The 16,348-nt window shown below is 72.8% G+C and carries 15 protein-coding genes; 9 read left to right on the top strand and 6 right to left on the bottom strand.

What is annotated here, in order from left to right; all coding sequences use genetic code 11:
• Positions 1-178 precede the first annotated feature (178 nt).
• Positions 179-1,252, bottom strand: coding sequence for a Ku protein (locus tag B7C62_25665; GenBank protein ID ARF75257.1), 1,074 nt, complete (start codon positions 1,250-1,252; stop codon positions 179-181).
• A gap of 77 nt (positions 1,253-1,329) precedes the next feature.
• Here B7C62_25665 and B7C62_25660 point away from each other — a divergent pair, with 77 nt between their 5' ends.
• The 9 genes from B7C62_25660 to B7C62_25620 all read left to right on the top strand — a co-directional run bounded on the left by B7C62_25660 (position 1,330) and on the right by B7C62_25620 (position 12,135).
• Positions 1,330-2,283 carry an ATP-dependent DNA ligase gene (locus tag B7C62_25660; protein ID ARF75256.1) on the top strand — a complete coding sequence of 318 codons (954 nt, stop codon included), beginning with the start codon at positions 1,330-1,332 and terminating at the stop codon, positions 2,281-2,283.
• A 304-nt stretch (positions 2,284-2,587) separates the two neighbouring features.
• Entirely contained in the window at positions 2,588-4,825 is a 2,238-nt protein-coding gene (locus B7C62_25655; protein ID ARF75255.1) for a PBS lyase, read from the top strand.
• On the top strand, positions 4,822-5,133 hold the full coding sequence (locus B7C62_25650) for a zinc-ribbon domain-containing protein (protein ID ARF75254.1): 312 nt from the start codon (positions 4,822-4,824) through the stop codon (positions 5,131-5,133). The genes B7C62_25655 and B7C62_25650 overlap by 4 nt, the downstream gene beginning before the upstream one ends.
• Positions 5,134-5,261: 128 nt before the next feature.
• Positions 5,262-6,056, top strand: coding sequence for a hypothetical protein (locus B7C62_25645; GenBank protein ID ARF75253.1), 795 nt, complete (start codon positions 5,262-5,264; stop codon positions 6,054-6,056).
• Complete coding sequence (locus B7C62_25640) at positions 6,053-7,405, top strand: two-component sensor histidine kinase (GenBank protein ARF75252.1); 1,353 nt, start codon at positions 6,053-6,055, stop codon at positions 7,403-7,405. The genes B7C62_25645 and B7C62_25640 overlap by 4 nt, the downstream gene beginning before the upstream one ends.
• A gap of 115 nt (positions 7,406-7,520) precedes the next feature.
• Complete coding sequence (locus B7C62_25635; protein ID ARF75251.1) at positions 7,521-8,021, top strand: SH3 domain-containing protein; 501 nt, start codon at positions 7,521-7,523, stop codon at positions 8,019-8,021.
• Positions 8,022-8,144: 123 nt separating this feature from the next.
• Positions 8,145-9,545, top strand: a complete 1,401-nt coding sequence (locus B7C62_25630) for a cell division protein FtsW (GenBank protein ID ARF75250.1) — start codon at positions 8,145-8,147, stop codon at positions 9,543-9,545.
• On the top strand, positions 9,542-10,999 hold the full coding sequence (locus B7C62_25625) for a penicillin-binding protein (protein ARF75249.1): 1,458 nt from the start codon (positions 9,542-9,544) through the stop codon (positions 10,997-10,999). Before B7C62_25630 ends, B7C62_25625 begins: the two co-directional genes overlap by 4 nt.
• A gap of 41 nt (positions 11,000-11,040) precedes the next feature.
• The gene (locus B7C62_25620; GenBank protein ID ARF75248.1) at positions 11,041-12,135 is read left to right on the top strand and encodes an amidase; all 1,095 of its coding nucleotides are present in this window, start codon (positions 11,041-11,043) and stop codon (positions 12,133-12,135) included.
• 41 nt (positions 12,136-12,176) lie between these two features.
• On the opposite strand, the gene B7C62_25615 is transcribed toward B7C62_25620, so the two are convergent.
• The 5 genes from B7C62_25615 to B7C62_25595 form a co-directional block, all read right to left on the bottom strand.
• Positions 12,177-13,049 carry a hypothetical protein gene (locus B7C62_25615; GenBank protein ARF75247.1) on the bottom strand — a complete coding sequence of 291 codons (873 nt, stop codon included), beginning with the start codon at positions 13,047-13,049 and terminating at the stop codon, positions 12,177-12,179.
• A gap of 54 nt (positions 13,050-13,103) precedes the next feature.
• Entirely contained in the window at positions 13,104-13,490 is a 387-nt protein-coding gene (locus tag B7C62_25610) for a hypothetical protein (GenBank protein ID ARF75246.1), read from the bottom strand.
• Positions 13,491-13,651: 161 nt separating this feature from the next.
• The gene (locus tag B7C62_25605; protein ARF77372.1) at positions 13,652-14,386 is read right to left on the bottom strand and encodes a hypothetical protein; all 735 of its coding nucleotides are present in this window, start codon (positions 14,384-14,386) and stop codon (positions 13,652-13,654) included.
• Positions 14,387-14,582: 196 nt separating this feature from the next.
• A complete protein-coding gene (locus B7C62_25600) occupies positions 14,583-14,774 on the bottom strand; it encodes a hypothetical protein (protein ARF75245.1) in 192 nt (63 codons plus the stop codon).
• Between the two features lie 66 nt (positions 14,775-14,840).
• Entirely contained in the window at positions 14,841-16,079 is a 1,239-nt protein-coding gene (locus B7C62_25595; protein ID ARF75244.1) for a methyltransferase, FxLD system, read from the bottom strand.
• Positions 16,080-16,348 lie beyond the last annotated feature (269 nt).

Below are 16,348 nucleotides of genomic sequence, written 5' to 3'. Positions count from 1 at the left end.
CTGCGCTCATGCGCCGTAGCGTACGGGTGACGTACGACAGGGGGGAGCCGGGGCCGGGGATCGGTACGCGACGGGGACCTGCCCACCGAGACCGAGGTGCGCGGCAGGGGCGGGCCCAGGTGCGCGGTGAGGTCAGGCCGAGGTACGCGGCCGAGCCGGGCCCCGGTGAGTGGCGAGGTCAGGCCGAGGTGCGCTTGCGGGGCGCGGCCGTCGTCTTCTTCGTGGTGCTCCGGCCGCCGGACGACGTCTGCTTCTTGGCGGAGGAAGAGGTCGATTTGGCGGCCGCCTTCTTCCCGGTGGCCTTCTTCGCGGTGGACGACGTGGACTTCTTCGTACCCGTCTGTTTCGGCGCCTGTTTCGACGTGGACTTCTTTTGCGTCGTCTTTTTCGCTGTTCTTCCGGACGTCGTCTTCTTTATGGGGTGGACATCCGCCATGTCCCCCTCGTCGCCGTCCTCCTCCCCCTCTCCCTCGCCCCGGGACTTCTTCGCCGCGCGGACGCTGTTCTCCAGGGCCGCGATCAGGTCGATGACCTTGCCTCCGCCGGAGTCGCCGGACTGCGCCGGGGGAGCCGTCTCACCGGCGGCCTTGGCGGCGATCAGCTCCTCGACCGCTTCGCGGTAGTCGTCGTGGAGGCTGTCCATGTCGACCTCGCCGAGGGTGTCCATCAGGGCGTCCGCCAGATCGAGTTCGGCGTCGCGGACGGTGACCTCGCTGTCCGGGGCGACGCCCTCGGGGGCGCGGATCTCGTCGGGCCAGAGCAGTCCGTGCATCGCGATCACGTCGTCGACGACCCGGAGCATGCCCAGCCGTTCACGGCCGCGCAGGGCGTACTTGGCGACGGCCACCTTGTTGCTGCGCTTGAGGGCCTCGCGCAGCAGGGTGTACGGCTTGGCGGCCGGGACCCCGTTGGCGGAGAGGTAGTACGCCGCGTCCATCTGGAGCGGGTCGATCTCGTCGGCGGGCACGAACGCGACGATCTCGATGGTCTTGGCGGTGGGCAGCGGGAGCTGGGCGAGGTCCTCGTCGGTGATCGGGATCATCGTCCCGTCGGCGTCCTCGTACGCCTTGCCGATCTCGCCGCCGGTCACCTCCTCCTCGTCCAGCTCACAGACCTTGCGGTAGCGGATGCGGCCACCGTCGGCGAGGTGGATCTGCCGGAAGTGGATCGCGTGGTTCTCGGTGGCGTTGACCAGCTTGATCGGGATGCTGACCAGCCCGAAGGAGATCGCGCCGTTCCATATGGACCTCACCGTTCACCCCTTTGGGACGTCAATGGCGGTCTGGGTGGTTTTCCTGCGGTTCAGGCGATTCGTGTGACTCTTATCGTATGACGCCGATCACGGAGGTGGAGGGGCGGCGCCTCTCGCTCAGCAACCTCGACAAGGTGCTGTATCCGGCCACCGGGACCACCAAGGGCGAGGTGCTGCACTACTACGCGGCCACGGTGGCGGGCGCGATCCTGCCCCATCTGCGCGACCGCCCGGTCTCCTTCCTGCGCTATCCGGACGGGCCCCGGGGGCAGCTCTTCGTCACCAAGAACCCGCCGCCCGGTACGCCCGACTGGGTGCGCACCGCCCCCGTGCCGCACAGCGAGGACCCGGCCGCCCGCCAGGTGGTGGTCGATGATCTGGCCGCGCTGATGTGGGCGGCCAACCTGGTGGTGGAGTTCCACACCCCGCAGTGGCGCGCGGGGGCCCCGGGGACCGCCGACCGGATGGTGTTCGACCTGGACCCCGGCGCCCCCGCCACCGTCGTGGAGTGCTGCGCGGTGGCCCGCTGGCTGCGGGAGCGGCTCGCCTCCGACGGTCTGTCCGCGTACGGGAAGACGTCCGGCTCCAAGGGGCTGCATCTGCTCGTCCCGCTGGAGCCGACGCCGTCCGCCGAGGTGTCCGCGTACGCGAAGCGCCTCGCGGTGGAGGCGGAGAGCGCCCTGCCGGACCTGGCCCTGCACCGGATGAAGCGCGCCCTGCGGCCGGGCAAGGTCTTCGTCGACTTCAGCCAGAACTCCGCGTCGAAGACCACCGCCACCCCCTACACCCTGCGGGCCCGGGCCGAGCCCACCGTCTCCGCGCCGCTCACCTGGGAGGAGATCGCGGAGTGCCGGTCCCCGGAGGCGCTGGTGTTCCGCGCGGACGACATGGCCGGGCGGCTGGAGCGGTACGGGGACCTGCTCGGCCCCCTGCTCGACCCGGACCGGGCCCGGCCGCTGCCCACGGACCGACCGGACCGGCCCCGGCCTCCCACGGACCGACCGGACCGGTCCCGGCCTCCCGCGGACTGATTTCCGCTGATTCAGCCCGTGATTCTCCGCTGGTTCCGTCCGCACGGTTTCCGCTGATTCCGCCCGCGTATTTCCGTTGATTCACAGAGTGCTCACAGGTTCCCCTGCTGCCATCCGGTCATGACAGGGTCATGACCTGGTCACGGCGCGAGGAAAGGCCGCAAGTGACGGGTGGATTGTCGGACCCGTGGTGCACACTCTGCGCAGGCGCTTTCTTCGGGACGCGCCGCCAGGGGCGTGGGAACAGATGTGCCGGATGCGGGTTCCGTTCCGGGACGCTGCCGTGACGTGGGGAGGGGATGGCGTGTTCTCGGGGATCGATGAGGTCGACTGGGCTTCGATGGAGCATGCCTACGGGCCCGCCGACGATGTGCCGGTGCTCCTCCGGGGGCTCGCCTCCGCCGATCCGGCGGAGCGGGAGAGCGCGCTCGACGGCATGTACGGAGCCGTGCACCACCAGGGGGATGTCTACGCCTGCACCCTCGCGTGCATCCCCTTCCTCTTCGAGCTCGTCGTGGACCCGGCCGTGCAGGACCGGGGCAGCGTGGTCGAGCTGCTCACCAGCATCGGCGGCTTCGACCTGGACGAGGACGACGAGGCGGAGATCGACGAGGACGAGATCGAGGGCGCCGCGAACTACGCGATGGCGGCGGCGGCGGTCACCGCGGGCGCGGGGGTGTTCTTCGAGCTGATCGCCGACGAGGACCCCGGGGTGCGACTGGCGGCCCCGCTGGCGCTCGCCACCCTGCACCGGCACCCCGTGCGGGTCCTCGCGCTGCTGCGGGAGCGGCTGCCCGTGGAGCCCGACGAGGAGGTGCGGCTCGCCCTCGTGGAGGCCGCCGGGCGCGTGGCGCTGCGCCACCGCCCGCTGGCCGGGCGGGTGGCCGACTGGCTGACCGTGCTGGTGGACCGGGTGAACGCGCCGGGGCTGCGGCTCGCCGCCCTGGCCCAGCTGGCGCGCTGTTCGCCCGACGCGCTGCCCCGCGATGTGGTGCCGGTCGTCTCCGCGCTGCTGCGCGAGCTGCGGGAGGCCCCGGGCGGCGCACCGGAGGGCGGGCGCGACCGGGAGGACGGGGCGCCGGAGCCGGACGACGGGGCGGAGCCCGCCGCCGACCCGGCCGGCTGTCCGGACGCGGACGCCCCGGGCGGTACGGACTCCGAGCACGTCGGCTGTACGGACCCCGATCCGGCGGGCTGCACCGAACAGGTCGCGGCGCCGACGCTGGTGGGCCAGCTGCGCGCGCTCTCCGCCCAGGAGAACGCCGGACGCGGTGCCCCCTGGGCCGCCGATCTGCTGCGTACCCTGCACGTCGGCCTGGACGACCGGGTGGGCGACCGCACGGCCCTCCTCGTCGACCAGCTGCGCAGCCCCGACCGCTGGCAGCGCATCGACGCCGTACGGATGAGCGGCGGGCTGATACGGGCCTGGCGCGGTTCGTACGAGGAGCTGGTGGCGCTCGTCGGCGCCCAGCTCGCCGACCCCGAGCCCCGGCTGGCCGATGCCGCCTCCCACGTACTGGAGGAGCTGTTCACGCTGGCCGCGCCCGCCGCCGACGCGCTGGCGGCCCGGCTGGCCGCCGATCCCGCGGGCTGGGTGAAGGAGTGGGCCAGCGGTCCGCCGGGGCTCGGCTCCACGGTGAAGGCGCTGGCCCGGCTCGGTGACGCCCGGGCGGTGCCCGCGCTGGCGGCGGCCCTGGAGCTGCCGGAGGTGCCGCACGACGTGGGGTTCGCGGTCGCCCGGCTGGGGCCGGCCGCCCAGCCCCTCGCCGGGGCGCTGCGGCGCAGGCTGGCCGGGGTGCGGCTGGACGAGGGGGCGTACGACCGGGCGAGCCCGCTGCTGGCCGGGCTGACCGGGCTGCGGGCGGGCGAGGCGACCCCGGAGGTGCTGCGGGTGCTGCGCGGCGCTCCGGAGTACCGGGGCGAGTGGCTGCGTACGGCGGCGCTGCGGGCGCTCGGCTCGTTCGGGCCCGCCGCGCGGGAGGCCGTGCCCGAGCTGCGGGCGATGCTCCGGCGGCCGGGGACGGGGGCGGCCACGGAGGCGGCCGAGGCGCTGTGGGCGGTCGCCGGGGACCGGGAGGCGGTGCTGCCGGTGCTGATCGAGGGGCTCGGCTCGGACCAGGTGCACGACCGGCGGGCCGCCGCGACGGCGCTGGGGGCGCTCGGGCCGCAGGCTGCGGTGGCGGCGCCCCGGCTGCGCGGGCTGCTGGCCCACGACGAGCTGTGGCTGCGGGTGGACGCGGCGGCGGCGCTCCGGGAGGTGACCGGCCGGGCGGAGGAGAGCGCCGAAGTGCTGCTCGCCGCCTGGGAGAAGAACCGCCATGTCCGGGTCCGGGTGGCAGAATGCCTGGCGCGGACGGGACCGGTCGACCCGGCGTCGGCGACGGCCCAGGTGCTGCGCGCCGAGCTCTCCTCCGTACGCCGTCACAACGCGCTGGACGGCGGGTACGGCAGCCATGACACGTACGAGGACGAGAAGCTCCTGGCGCTGTGCCGACAGGCACTGCGGGGGACGGGGAAGACGGGGAGAGGGAGCACGGCATGATCATTTTCGGTACCAAGGGGTATCTGTACCAGCTGGCCATCCTGACGCTGGTGTGCGGCTGGTGCGGCAATCCGGCGGCGCACACTCTGCGCAAGCGGGTCTCGAAGTTCACGCTGTTCTTCGTGCCGCTCTTCCCGTACTCGACGAAGTACGCGACCCAGTGCACGTTCTGCGGCGGGGAGCAGCAGATAACCAAGGAGCAGGCCGACCAGCTGCTCGCCCAGCACGGGGCGGGACCCGACGGCGCCGGGCAGCCCCCGCAGCAGCCCGGTTTCACCCAGCCGGGGCAGAACCCGTACCAGCGCTGAGCCGCCCGGGCACGGAGCCGCGTACCGCCCGGGCACCGGCCCACGTAAGGGCGTAAGGGTACGAAGTGGGCATTGCGCCCGGCCTTCCGCTTAGGGTGTCCCTCTGTCGTCGAAGAGGAGGGTGAGCCGTGCGCCCGGACCGCGTCCGTCGCCTCGCGTGCGCCGTGACCGCCGTGGCCGCGCTCGCCCTGCTCTCCGGCTGCGGAGCGGCCGGAGGACTGGAGAGCGCGGGCGAGGCCCCCTCCGCGGTCGAGCCCGCCCGCCTCTGGCCGGACCTGCCGCCCGCCTCGGCCGCCCCGTACGACTACGGGGAGGGCGAGACGGCCCGTATCCCCGGAATCAGGGTGCCCGGCGACGATGTGCGCCGACTGGACCCGGTCGCGGTGACACAGGCCGGGCTGAAGGCGCGGACCGCCCGGGACAGCGGGCTGGACGAGCTGCCCGACGGGACGGTCCGGCAGATCCGCGCCTGCCGGACGGCACCGGACGACTGCCCGGTGCTGGACCCGTACTACTTCGACCTGACGGGTGACGGCAGGGACGAACTGGTGCTCGGCATCCGGATGCCCGAACGCCAGCTCGCCGTGCGCGCGTACCGGGCGGAGGGCGGCGAGCTGACCCGGATCATGTCGACGTCCGACGCCGTGATCAGCGTGGAGCGGGCGGGCCGGGACCTGGTGCTGCGGGCGCCTTCGGTGATCTCGGGGTACGAGTACCGCACCGCGTGGTCCTGGGACGAGCGGCAGCAGGCGATGCTGGCCACCCGGGACGAGATCCTGCGGGCGCCGGAGCGGCGGGGGGACACGGACCGCGACCGGTCCCCGAGCCCTTCCTCCTCGGCCTCCGCAACCGGCTCCCCTTCGGCCTCCGCGAACGACTCCTCCGCCTCCGCAGACCCCTCCCCCTCCTCGGACGGCCGATGAAACGGCCGATGAAGACGAAGCGGCGGCGGCTCCGCTCCCCCGCCTGGACCGCGACCCTCACCTGGAAGTCCGCCGTCTTCCTCACCGCCATGTGCTGCACGCTCGCCGCCCTGCTCGGCGTCCTCGTGCACACCGCCGTCACCCGGCAGACCGTCTCCCACGCCCGGGAGAAGGCGCTCGACCGGCTGGAGGTGGTCACCGACGCGTACGAGGCCGGGGAGCCGCTGCCCCGGGGCTCCGGCATCGACCCGCCGGGCCTGCCCGCCTCGCTGCGTGCCCTGGCGGCGGGCGGTGAGCGCGGCACCATGGTCGCGGACGGCCCGCACCGGCCGGGCGATCCGGACGGGCGGGGCGGCCCCGCGATGTGGGCGGCGGGCCCGGCGGACGGGCGGGCGCTGGCCACCTGGACGGACTACAGCCACAGCGCCAACACCATCGCGGGCCTGGACCGGGCGATCATCGGCTCCTCGCTGCTGGCCATCGCCGCCACGCTCGTCGTCGGTCTCTTCGCGGTCGGCCGGGTGACGCGCAGGCTGCACCAGACGGCCCGGGTGGCCCGCCGGATCAGCGCGGGCGACCTCGACGCCCGGGTCGGCGACCCCCGTACGGCCCGTCCGGTGCGCGGCCAGGACGAGGTGGCGATCGTCTCGGGCGCCCTGGACACCATGGCCTCCAGCCTGCAGCGCAGGCTCCAGACGGAGCAGCGGTTCACCGCCGATGTGGCGCACGAGCTGCGCACCCCGCTCACCGGTCTCTCGGCCGCCGCCGAGCTGCTGCCGCCGGGGCGTCCGGCGGAGCTGGTACGGGACCGGGTGCGGGCGATGCGCTCGCTGACCGAGGACCTGCTGGAGATCTCCCGGCTGGACGCCCGTACCGAGCAGGCCGACCTGGCCGTGCACGATCTGGCCCCGCTGGTGGAACGCGTGGTGCGGGCCTCCGGTACGGAGACCGGGGTGCGGGTCGTGCGTCCGGCGCGGGTGGAGACCGACCGGCGGCGGCTGGAGCGGGTGATCGGCAACCTGGTGGCCAACGCCCACCACCACGGCGCCCCGCCGGTGGTGGTGACCGTGGACGGCGCGGTGGTCTCCGTACGGGATCACGGCGCGGGCTTTCCGGCGTACCTGCTGGAGGGCGGTCCGCAGCGGTTCCGCACGGACGGTGCGGGCAAGGGCCACGGGCTCGGGCTGACCATCGCCGTGGGGCAGGCGACGGCGATCGGGGCCCGGCTGGAGTTCGCCGGTCCCCCGGACGGCGGCGCGCTGGCCCGGCTGACGCTGCCGGAGTACGTACGCCTCGACGACGGGGATTCCGCCGGAAACCCGGGCGGCGGGGGCATGGGGACCAGCTGACCGGGCCGATATCACGCACAGTGCGCGTTGCGAACTCTCCGTGGTCGACCTAGCGTGACGAGGGCGAGCCCGGCTCGCGTCCCCCACGGTCCCCCTTCCTTCTCATGGAGGCAGCATGTCCCCCCTGTCCCGCCCCGCGCGGCTCCGCCGGATCGGTCTCTGCGTCGCCACCGGCGCCCTCGCGGCGGTCACGGCCGCCGCTCCCGCCCTGGCGGCGGACCCCCAGCCCGTCGACCACCGGGGCCAGGCCGCCGCCTCGGCCCCGGCCTCCGACGAGCTCTCCGCCTCGGCGCTCCAGCGCGAGTACGAGGCCCAGCAGAAGGAGGCGGCCCGCCAGGACGCCCAGACGCAGAACCAGGCCAGGCCCCAGGCGCCCAAGCGGACGTACAAGGGCCGGGTCATCGCCAAGCCGAACCTGCTGCTCCGCGACCGGCCGACCCGCAGCAGCCGGGTCGTGGGCTCGGTGAAGTACGGCACGGTGGTCAACATCTTCTGCAAGACCACGGGTGACAACGTCGACGGCAACAACCGCTGGTACCTGCTGACCGACGGCACCTGGGCGTGGGGTTCGGCCCGCTACATCGAGAACATCGGTGCGGCGCCGCGCTGGTGCTGACCGTCCCACCGCGAACACCCGTCCGCCCGGGGAGCCGACCGGCTCCCCGGGCGGACGCGCTATGACGACGGACGCGCTATGACATAAGGGAAATAAGTCCCACCTCTTGCTACGTTGCGGTCCATGACCGCAACGACGGCGGACGCTCCCCCGCCCGAGCTCCGCCTGCCCAGACGGCGCGGGGTCGAGCTCTCGCTCCTCATCGGGGCCGTCCTCATCTCCGTCTACGGTTACGCGGCCGTCGGCCTCGCCCACGACGGGGCCGTACCGCCGGATGTCGCCGGTTACGGTGCCGGGCTCGGGATGCTCGCCCTGCTGGCCCATGTCGCGGTGCGCTTCCGGGCCCCGTACGCCGATCCGCTGCTGCTGCCGATCGCCGTCCTGCTCAACGGGCTGGGCCTGGTGCTGATCTACCGGCTCGACCTGGAGACCCCGCGCGACCAGGCCGCCGCGACCCAGCTGATCTGGTCCACGCTCGGGGTCGCGCTCTTCACCGTCGTCGTGATCCTGCTCCGCGACCACCGGATGCTCCAGCGGTACGCGTACCTCTCGGTCGCCACCGCGCTCGTCCTGATGATCGTGCCGATCTTCTTCCCGGCGGTGAACGGGGCGAAGATCTGGATCAGGGTCGGCGGACTCTCCTTCCAGCCGGGCGAGTTCGCCAAGATCCTGCTCGCGGTGTTCTTCGCGGCCTACCTCGCAGCCAACCGCAACGCGCTCGCGTTCACCGGGCGCACCTTCTGGAAGCTGCAACTGCCCACCGGCCGGGTGCTCGGCCCCATCGTGGCGATCTGGCTGCTCAGCGTGGGCGTGCTGGTGCTGGAGCGGGACCTCGGCACCTCACTGCTCTTCTTCGGACTCTTCGTGATCATGCTGTACGTGGCCACCGGCCGGACCGGGTGGATCGCGGTCGGGCTGCTGCTCGCCGCCGTCGGGGCCTTCGTCGTCGGCTCGTTCGAACCGCATGTGCACAGCCGGGTGCAGGACTGGCTGGACCCGTTCGCCTCGATCGACGCGGGGCGGGGCCCCGGCCAGCTCGCCCAGTCGCTGTTCGCGTTCGCGGCGGGCGGCATGCTCGGGACCGGCCTGGGGGCGGGCGACTCCATCCTCATCGGCTTCGCCACCAAGTCCGACTTCATCCTGGCGACGGCGGGCGAAGAGCTGGGGCTGAGCGGCCTGACCGCGATCTTCCTCCTCTACGCGCTCCTCGTGGCGCGCGGCTACCGGACCGGGCTCGCGCTGCGCGACCCGTTCGGACGGCTGCTCGCCATCGGGCTCGCCTCGATCCTCGCGCTCCAGGTGTTCGTGATCGCGGGCGGGGTGATGGGGCTGATCCCGCTGACCGGGATGGCGATGCCGTTCCTCGCGCAGGGCGGCTCCTCCGTCGTCACCAACTGGATCATCGTGGCGCTGCTGATCCGGCTCAGTGATGTCGCCCGCCGCCCGCACCCCGAGCAGGTGGAGACCGGGGTCATCGCGAGCTCCGCGACCACAGCGGAGCCTCTGGAGGGGGGAGACCGGTGATCCGCTATATCCGCCGGGCCGCCGCCCTCTGCCTCCTGCTGCTCGTGGCACTGCTCGTCAACGCGGCCCGCGTCCAGCTCTTCGAGGCCGAGGAGCTGAACGACAACCCGGCCAACCGCCGTACCACCATCGCCCGTTACGACCAGCCGCGCGGCAACATCCTGGTCGGCGACCGGGCGGTGACGGGCAACAAGGAGACCGGCGAGCAGCTCAGCTTCGAACGCACCTATCTCCACGGCCCGTTGTACGCCCCGGTGACCGGGTACGCCTCACAGACGTACGGCACCACGCTCATCGAGCACGCCGAGGACGACGTCCTGTCCGGTACGGACTCGCTGCTGGCCCCGCTCCCCTTCTGGAACGAGTTCACCCGGGGCAGGCAGCCGGGCGGCGACGTCGTCACGACCGTCAAGGAGTCGATGCAGCGCGCCGCGTACGCCGGGCTGAGCGGGCGGCGGGGCGCGGTCGCCGCCCTGGAGCCGTCCACCGGCAAGATCCTGGCGCTGGTCTCGACCCCCTCGTACGACCCCGAGCGGCTCTCCGGCACCGGCTCCGCGGTCACCGAGGCATGGACCCGGCTGAACGCGGCCAAGAGCCTGCCGATGCTCAACCGGGCCATCCGGCAGACCTATCCGCCGGGCTCCACCTTCAAGATCGTGACGGCGGCGGCGGCCCTGGACTCCCGGGTGGTGACCGACGCGGACGCGCCGACCGACACCCCGTCGCCGTACATCCTGCCGAACACGCGCACCGTCCTCCCCAACGAGGCGCGCGGCTGCGAGAAGGCGTCCCTGGCGGACGCGATCCGGGTCTCCTGCAACACGGTGATGGCCCATCTGGGTGTGAAGGTCGGGCTGTCGGAGATGGCGGAGACGGCGGGGAGGTTCGGCTTCAACGACACCGGGCTGCGCATCCCGTCCGGGGTGGCGCGGAGCAACTTCGACACCGACATGAGCGAGGACCAGCTCGCGCTCTCCTCCATCGGCCAGTTCAACACGACCGCGACCCCGCTCCAGATGGCGATGGTCGCGGCGGCGGTCGCGAACGGCGGCGACCTGCGCCGCCCGTACCTGGTGGACCGGGTGACGGCCGCCGACGGGGACACGGTCCAGCAGCAGGGCCCGCGCCCCTACGAACGGCCGATGAGCCCCTCCACGGCGGTGCAGCTCCAGCGGATGATGGTCGACGTGGTGGAGAAGGGCACCGGGTCGAACGCGGCGATCGACGGGGTGCGGGTCGGCGGCAAGACCGGTACGGCCCAGCACGGCATCGACAACTCCGGCCTGCCGTACGCCTGGTTCATCTCCTGGGCCCAGGCCCCCGACTCCGGCCGCCCGGCGGTCGCGGTCGCCGTGGTGGTGGAGGACGCCGCCGCGAACCGGGCCGACATCAGCGGGGGCGGCAGCGCGGCTCCGATCGCGCGGGCGGTGATGGAGGCGGCGTTGGAGGAGTGACTCCTGGGCCCTGACCCTGGCCTTCCGGTGACACTGGGCGCATGACGGAAGCGACGGGACCGACAGAGACACTGACCGCCGTGGCACAGGCCCTGGAGCGGATCGGGCGACTCGACCCCGGCCTGGGGGCGTTCATCGAGGTCTGGCCCGCCGAGGCCCTCGCCCGCGAACCGGCGGCGCGTCATCTCCCCCTGCGCGGACTGCCCTTCGCCGTGAAGGGCCCCGCCGGAATCCGCTCGTACGCGGCCCGTCGGCTGATCGCGGCGGGCGGCGTCCCGGTCGGGGCGACCTCGGTGCCCGGTCCCGGAACGTACTGGCAGACCTGGGGGCAGGGGCCGCACGGCCGTACGGTCAACCCGTGGCGGGCGGACCGGACGCCGGGCGGTTCGTCGGCGGGTTCGGCGGTCGCGGTGGCGGCGGGGATGGTGGAGCTGGCGACGGGGAGCGACGGGGCCGGTTCGGTGCGCGTCCCGGCCGCCTGGTGCGGGGTGTTCGGGCTGAAGACGACGAACGGGCTGCTCCCGAGCCCCGACCGGACGGGGCTGGCGTCGGCGGGGGTGCTGGCCCGTTCGGCGGCCGGGGCGGAGCCGTTTCTCCGCCATGTGCTGGAGGGGTACGAGGAGCCCGCCGCCCCTCCTCTCCCCCTCCCCGCCGTGTACAGCGAGGACCTCGGGTACGCGGACGTGGACCCGGAAGTGGCGGCGGTCGTCCGGGCGGCGGTGGACCGGCTCGTGGCTTCGGGGACCGTACGCCTGGTGGAGCACGGCTGCGAGCTGCTCGACCCGGCAGGGGCCTGGCAGGCGGTACGGGGCGGGGCGCCCGGGACCCCGGAGGCGGTGGCGGTCCGGCGGGCGAACGACGACCGCCTGGCCGCCCTCTTCGCCGCCGTACCCCTCCTTCTGACCCCGGCCACCCCGAACCGCCCGCATGGGCACGAGGGCCCGGGCGAGCTCTACTCCACCGCCCTGACCTGGGCGTTCAACCTGAGCGGCCACCCGGCGGCGAGCCTGCCCGCCGGTTTCACCGGGGACGGCTGCCCGGTCGGGCTCCAGCTGGTGGCGGCGCGCGGAACGGACGCCCGGCTGCTCGCGACGGCCCGCGCGGTGGAGGGCGCGCTGCCTCCCGTACGGCGCTGAACTCGGCCGCCGCTCGCAGTGCCTGCCGGGGTAAGGCGAGGTCAGCCGATCGGCTGGCGCATCTCCTCACGGATCTGGGCGGTCTCGGCCGCCATCGCTTCCAGGTCGACCGCGTTCGGGGCCTTCCTGACGGTCTCGGGCCGGATGATCCCGACCGATACCCCGGTGTTGTCGTCGCCCCAGGCACACATCGGGAAGGTGACCGGGATGCCGTCCTTCACCGACCGGAGGACCTGGCACTCGATCGGGACGTCGGAGCCGGCGGGAGTGAACTCCCGCGGACGGATGGCGACAGTCGCGCCGTCCCCCTCGGAGGCGCCCTTCATCATCTTGCCGGCGATGGCACCGGAGTCCGCGAACCGCCCGTACATCCCGGAGATGACCAGGACACCGCCCTTGGCCGAACCGTACTGCCCGACGACGGCCTTCGCGTCCCGGATGCCGGGGTCGTACGCGTCCTCCATCTTCTTGCCCTCGGTCGCCGACAGGTCCTGGGCCAGGGAGAACTCGCCGTCCAGCAGCTTCGGTTCCAGGACGAGCCGGTACCGGGCCTCCGGGAACCGCCCGTCGGCGGCCTTGCCGACCAGCTGGGTGACTCCGTAGGCGATTCCGCCCGCCACCAGAACGGCCCCGGCCACGATCCCGACGATGAGCGCGGTCCGCTTCTTGCGCGGCGGCTGCGCCCCGTACGGCGGCCAGCCACCCGGCGTGCCCGGCCCCGGCCCGTACGGCATACCGGGAGGCGGCTGCTGCGCCCAGCCACCTCCCTGCTGGGGCGGGGCAGGAGGCTGCTGCGGATAGCCGTAGGGCTGCTGCGGCGGCGCGAACCCCGGGGCGGGCGGCGGGCCCGCGGGGTACTGCGGGGAGGGAGGCGGCCCGTAGGGGCCCTGCGGCGGGTGGGGCGGGGTCGTCATGGGCTCACGGTACGACACGTTTGCGAACAGAATTTCGACTTTTCCGGGCAAGACCTAGCTCTCGTGGCCTTCGCCGTACTCCGGGAAGAGGTCCGAGAGGCCCTTCGCGAGCTCCTGTCTCAGGGCCTCAAGGGTGGGGTCGGTCACATCCCACGCGTGCGCGGACGGATGGCCGCCGAAGAGCCCGCACGCTTCCTCGTCCGGCGTGAGGGCGCTACACCAGCCCAGCGACGCGAGCCGCAGGTTCTTCCCCGCCCACCGGGCCCACACGGCGCTGCCCGGCCTTCCTCCCTCGTCCCACAGCATCGCGGCATGATCGTCGCCGTGGTCCTCGCCCAGCTCGCAGAGGAGATGCCGCGATTCCAGACGATGCACGGAGGCGAAGAGGGCCACCACCCGGTCGGGCGGGTCGAACCGGAGGACGGCGGTGCACTTGTTCATGGCTGGTCCGGCCTCTCTCCCCTGACGATACGAACTTTCATAGGTCGGTCAGCTCCTTTCTGGCTGGTCGGCCGGGCCCCGGCTCACCTGGTGAAGCGGCGGGTATTTCATGGGCGGCTGGAACGCCGTGGTGTCTGCTTCGCCGCCAGGCGTTACATCCTTCAGCCGGTTCCTATCGCTGCCTCGCGGGCGGCGCGCGCCCAGATGGCCTGCTGGCGCAGTCCAAAACCCATGCGGTTCCAGTGAAAGAGGATGTGCCGCGCCAGGATGGCGCGTCTGCCTGTGCTGAGGTCGTCGGCCTCGGCAGCTGCGGCCAAGCGGTGGCCGTGGTGCTCCAGATCCTCTATCCAGGTGCGGACGGGGGCGAGGGGGCCGGAGCGAAGGAGGGGGCGGGCGTCGGTGAGCAGAAGTCGCCTCATCGACGGAGCCATGGTGCTGACCTGCTGCGGCGTAAGGTCGTCCGGCAGGGGGCGCCGATCTTCGACACGGCTCCACACGTCGCCCTGCTCGCCGAGTTCCACCTGGGCGGCACGCATGAGGAGGGACATGGCCAGGAGCGATGTCTCCTTCGCCCCCAGCACGTCCGACGGGTTCTCCTCGGCGGCACGGGCGTGGTCGAGTACTCCTTTGCTGTCGGAGTGGAACAGGTCGTGTGCGAGGGGCAGTCCGGCCGGGCCACCGAAGGCGGTCATCGGCCCGGCGAACAGCCCGAAGGGAGTGGCGCGGTGTCGCATTCTCAGCAGGTAGCGGGCCAGGGACCGGCTGATGCGGCGGAGGCGCGACGGCTTGGCGACCCGCCCGCTCACCAGTTCCTGAACCGCGTGCGCCAGTAACGGGGAGGCGTGGCTGATGGGCCCGGAGAGAGAGGCGTCCGCCCATATCTCCTCGATCCACATGCGGACTTGCTCCAGGTCGGCACCGTCCCCGGGCCACGCAGGTACAGGGGTGGCGAGCGGCGTGACCGACGCTCTGATCAGGGTCGCGTCGATGTGCTGGTACATCGGTACTCCTTCGGATCGCGGCGCCCGGGGGCGGACGGTGCAGCCACCGCCCGCCCCCGGCCCGGCAACTACGGGGAGGTGCTGCCGAGGGTCAGCCGCCGATGCAGGTGCTGTTCGAGCAGGCCGACTGGCAGGTGGAGGTGCAGCCGTCGCTGGTGTCGTTGAGCAGCGCGCCGAGGACCGGCGCCGAGGAGACGGTCTCGATCGCGAGGTCGAAGTCGCCGCGGTCGGCTCCGCCGAAGTCCGTGGCCGCCTTCATCGTGGTGCTGTTCTGCTGTGCCATCTCGCTCTCCTCCAGAGAGGTTGTCAGGGGATGTGCTGGGCAACCTGGCCGACTGCCGTTGGGCGGCTACGGCCAGGTGATCGTGACCCGCGTGTGTCGGCGCTCGATGCGGCGGCCGGTGGCGGGAAGCCGGTCGTCCGCCGTGCCCGCCGGGTAGACCTCGATGTGTGCTCGGTGGCTGCGGTGGTCGCGGTCCCAGGTGCGGATCTCCTCGACCAGGCGCTCGGCGACCTGCTCGCCGCGCGGCCCGTGGGCAATGGCGCCCAGCTCATAGCGGTCCTCCTCGTCGGTGGCCCGTACGGTCCGATAGGCGAAGGAGTCGCCGTCCACGAGCGCGGGAATGCCCATGGGCGAGGCCGAAGCGACCAGGCCCCGTGTGCGGGCGCCGGGTTCGGCCGCCATCAGCGGCAGGTTGTCGAGCGCGGTGGTCAGCCAGAGGTCGAGATGTTCGCTGGACTCGGAGCCGCCGAGCGTTACCCCGGACCAGACTTTGGCCTGCGGAAGGGTCAGGGACGTGGCGAGCGCGGCCGTGTCCGGCTCGGGGTGGCCGTCCAGCCGCAGCCCGACCTGCTCCTTCTTGCCGTCATGCAGGACGGCGAGCCGGACACGGTTCTCGCCCAGGCCCTGCATCGGCACGAACCCGCACAGCTCGAAGCCGTCGCTCACCAGCTTCTCGCCGTTGCGGACGAAGGCCACGGTGCGCGTCATGCCCCGCATCCGCAGCGGTACGACGAGGCGTCCGCCGTCCTTGAGCTGGTCGCGCCAGGCCGGTGGGATGTCGGCGGCCTGCACGGTGACGATGATCCGGTCGAACGGGCCGCGCTCGGGAGCGCCGGTCTCGGCGTCGTCCGTGAGGACAGTGACGTTCTGGTAACCGGTCACCTTGAGGAAGCGGAGGGCTCGGTCCGTGACATCGGGGTCGATGTCCATCGTCACCACATGGCCGCTCTTGCCGACGATCTCGGCGATGAGGGCTGCGTTGACGCCGCCCGACCCGATCTCCAGCACGCTCATGCCGGGTTCCAGTTCGGCCTGCTCCAGTTGCATGGCCTGAATGCGGGGAGCGGACACGGAGCTGATGTGCACCCCATGCTCGTCCGTCTTGGTGATCGTCGGGGTCTCGGGTTCGTACGTGCTGCCCATGTCCGCTTCGGGGGCGGCCAGATGCCGGCGGACGGCGCGGAAGGCAGCCACCACTGGGACACTGCGAGCTGCCCCGACCTCGATGAGGTTCCGCGCGAGCGTGTTGCGCAACTGCTGCTCTTCCGGGCTCTCCTGCGTACCTGTGGTGCTTGCGATGTCCACAGAGTTCTCCTTCTCAACGGGGCCAAGGGGCCCGGCGCGGGGCTTCGGGGGCTCGCGTCAGGTACGAGGCGACAGCTCCGCGCCGGAGGGGTAACCGCTCGGCGGCCGGGCCCGTCACATCATCCGGGCCGCCGAGCGGCTGTCTGGGCGGTAACGCGATCGGGCGGCTGACCATGCCTGTCAGGGGGGGTTCAGGCCGCTGTCGGCGCAGCCGGAACACCCCCCGCTTCCGCCGCGGAACGCGCCTGGCGGCCCCGCAGCGGGTCCTG

This window comes from Kitasatospora albolonga (assembly GCA_002082585.1).
Lineage (GTDB): Bacteria > Actinomycetota > Actinomycetes > Streptomycetales > Streptomycetaceae > Streptomyces > Streptomyces stephensoniae.
The sequence above is the reverse complement of the archived record's forward strand: the minus strand, read 5'-3'. Positions and strand labels throughout refer to the sequence as shown.

Excerpts from the sequence above, each read along its gene's own strand:
- B7C62_25615 (ARF75247.1), bottom strand. The coding sequence starts at position 13,049 with ATGACGACCCCGCCCCACCCGCCGCAGGGCCCCTACGGGCCGCCTCCC.
- B7C62_25600 (ARF75245.1), bottom strand. The coding sequence starts at position 14,774 with ATGGCACAGCAGAACAGCACCACGATGAAGGCGGCCACGGACTTCGGC.
- B7C62_25630 (ARF75250.1), top strand. The coding sequence starts at position 8,145 with ATGACCGCAACGACGGCGGACGCTCCCCCGCCCGAGCTCCGCCTGCCC.
- B7C62_25620 (ARF75248.1), top strand. The coding sequence starts at position 11,041 with ATGACGGAAGCGACGGGACCGACAGAGACACTGACCGCCGTGGCACAG.
- B7C62_25660 (ARF75256.1), top strand. The coding sequence starts at position 1,330 with ATGACGCCGATCACGGAGGTGGAGGGGCGGCGCCTCTCGCTCAGCAAC.
- B7C62_25635 (ARF75251.1), top strand. The coding sequence starts at position 7,521 with ATGTCCCCCCTGTCCCGCCCCGCGCGGCTCCGCCGGATCGGTCTCTGC.
- B7C62_25610 (ARF75246.1), bottom strand. The coding sequence starts at position 13,490 with ATGAACAAGTGCACCGCCGTCCTCCGGTTCGACCCGCCCGACCGGGTG.
- B7C62_25650 (ARF75254.1), top strand. The coding sequence starts at position 4,822 with ATGATCATTTTCGGTACCAAGGGGTATCTGTACCAGCTGGCCATCCTG.
- B7C62_25605 (ARF77372.1), bottom strand. The coding sequence starts at position 14,386 with ATGTGGATCGAGGAGATATGGGCGGACGCCTCTCTCTCCGGGCCCATC.
- B7C62_25640 (ARF75252.1), top strand. The coding sequence starts at position 6,053 with ATGAAACGGCCGATGAAGACGAAGCGGCGGCGGCTCCGCTCCCCCGCC.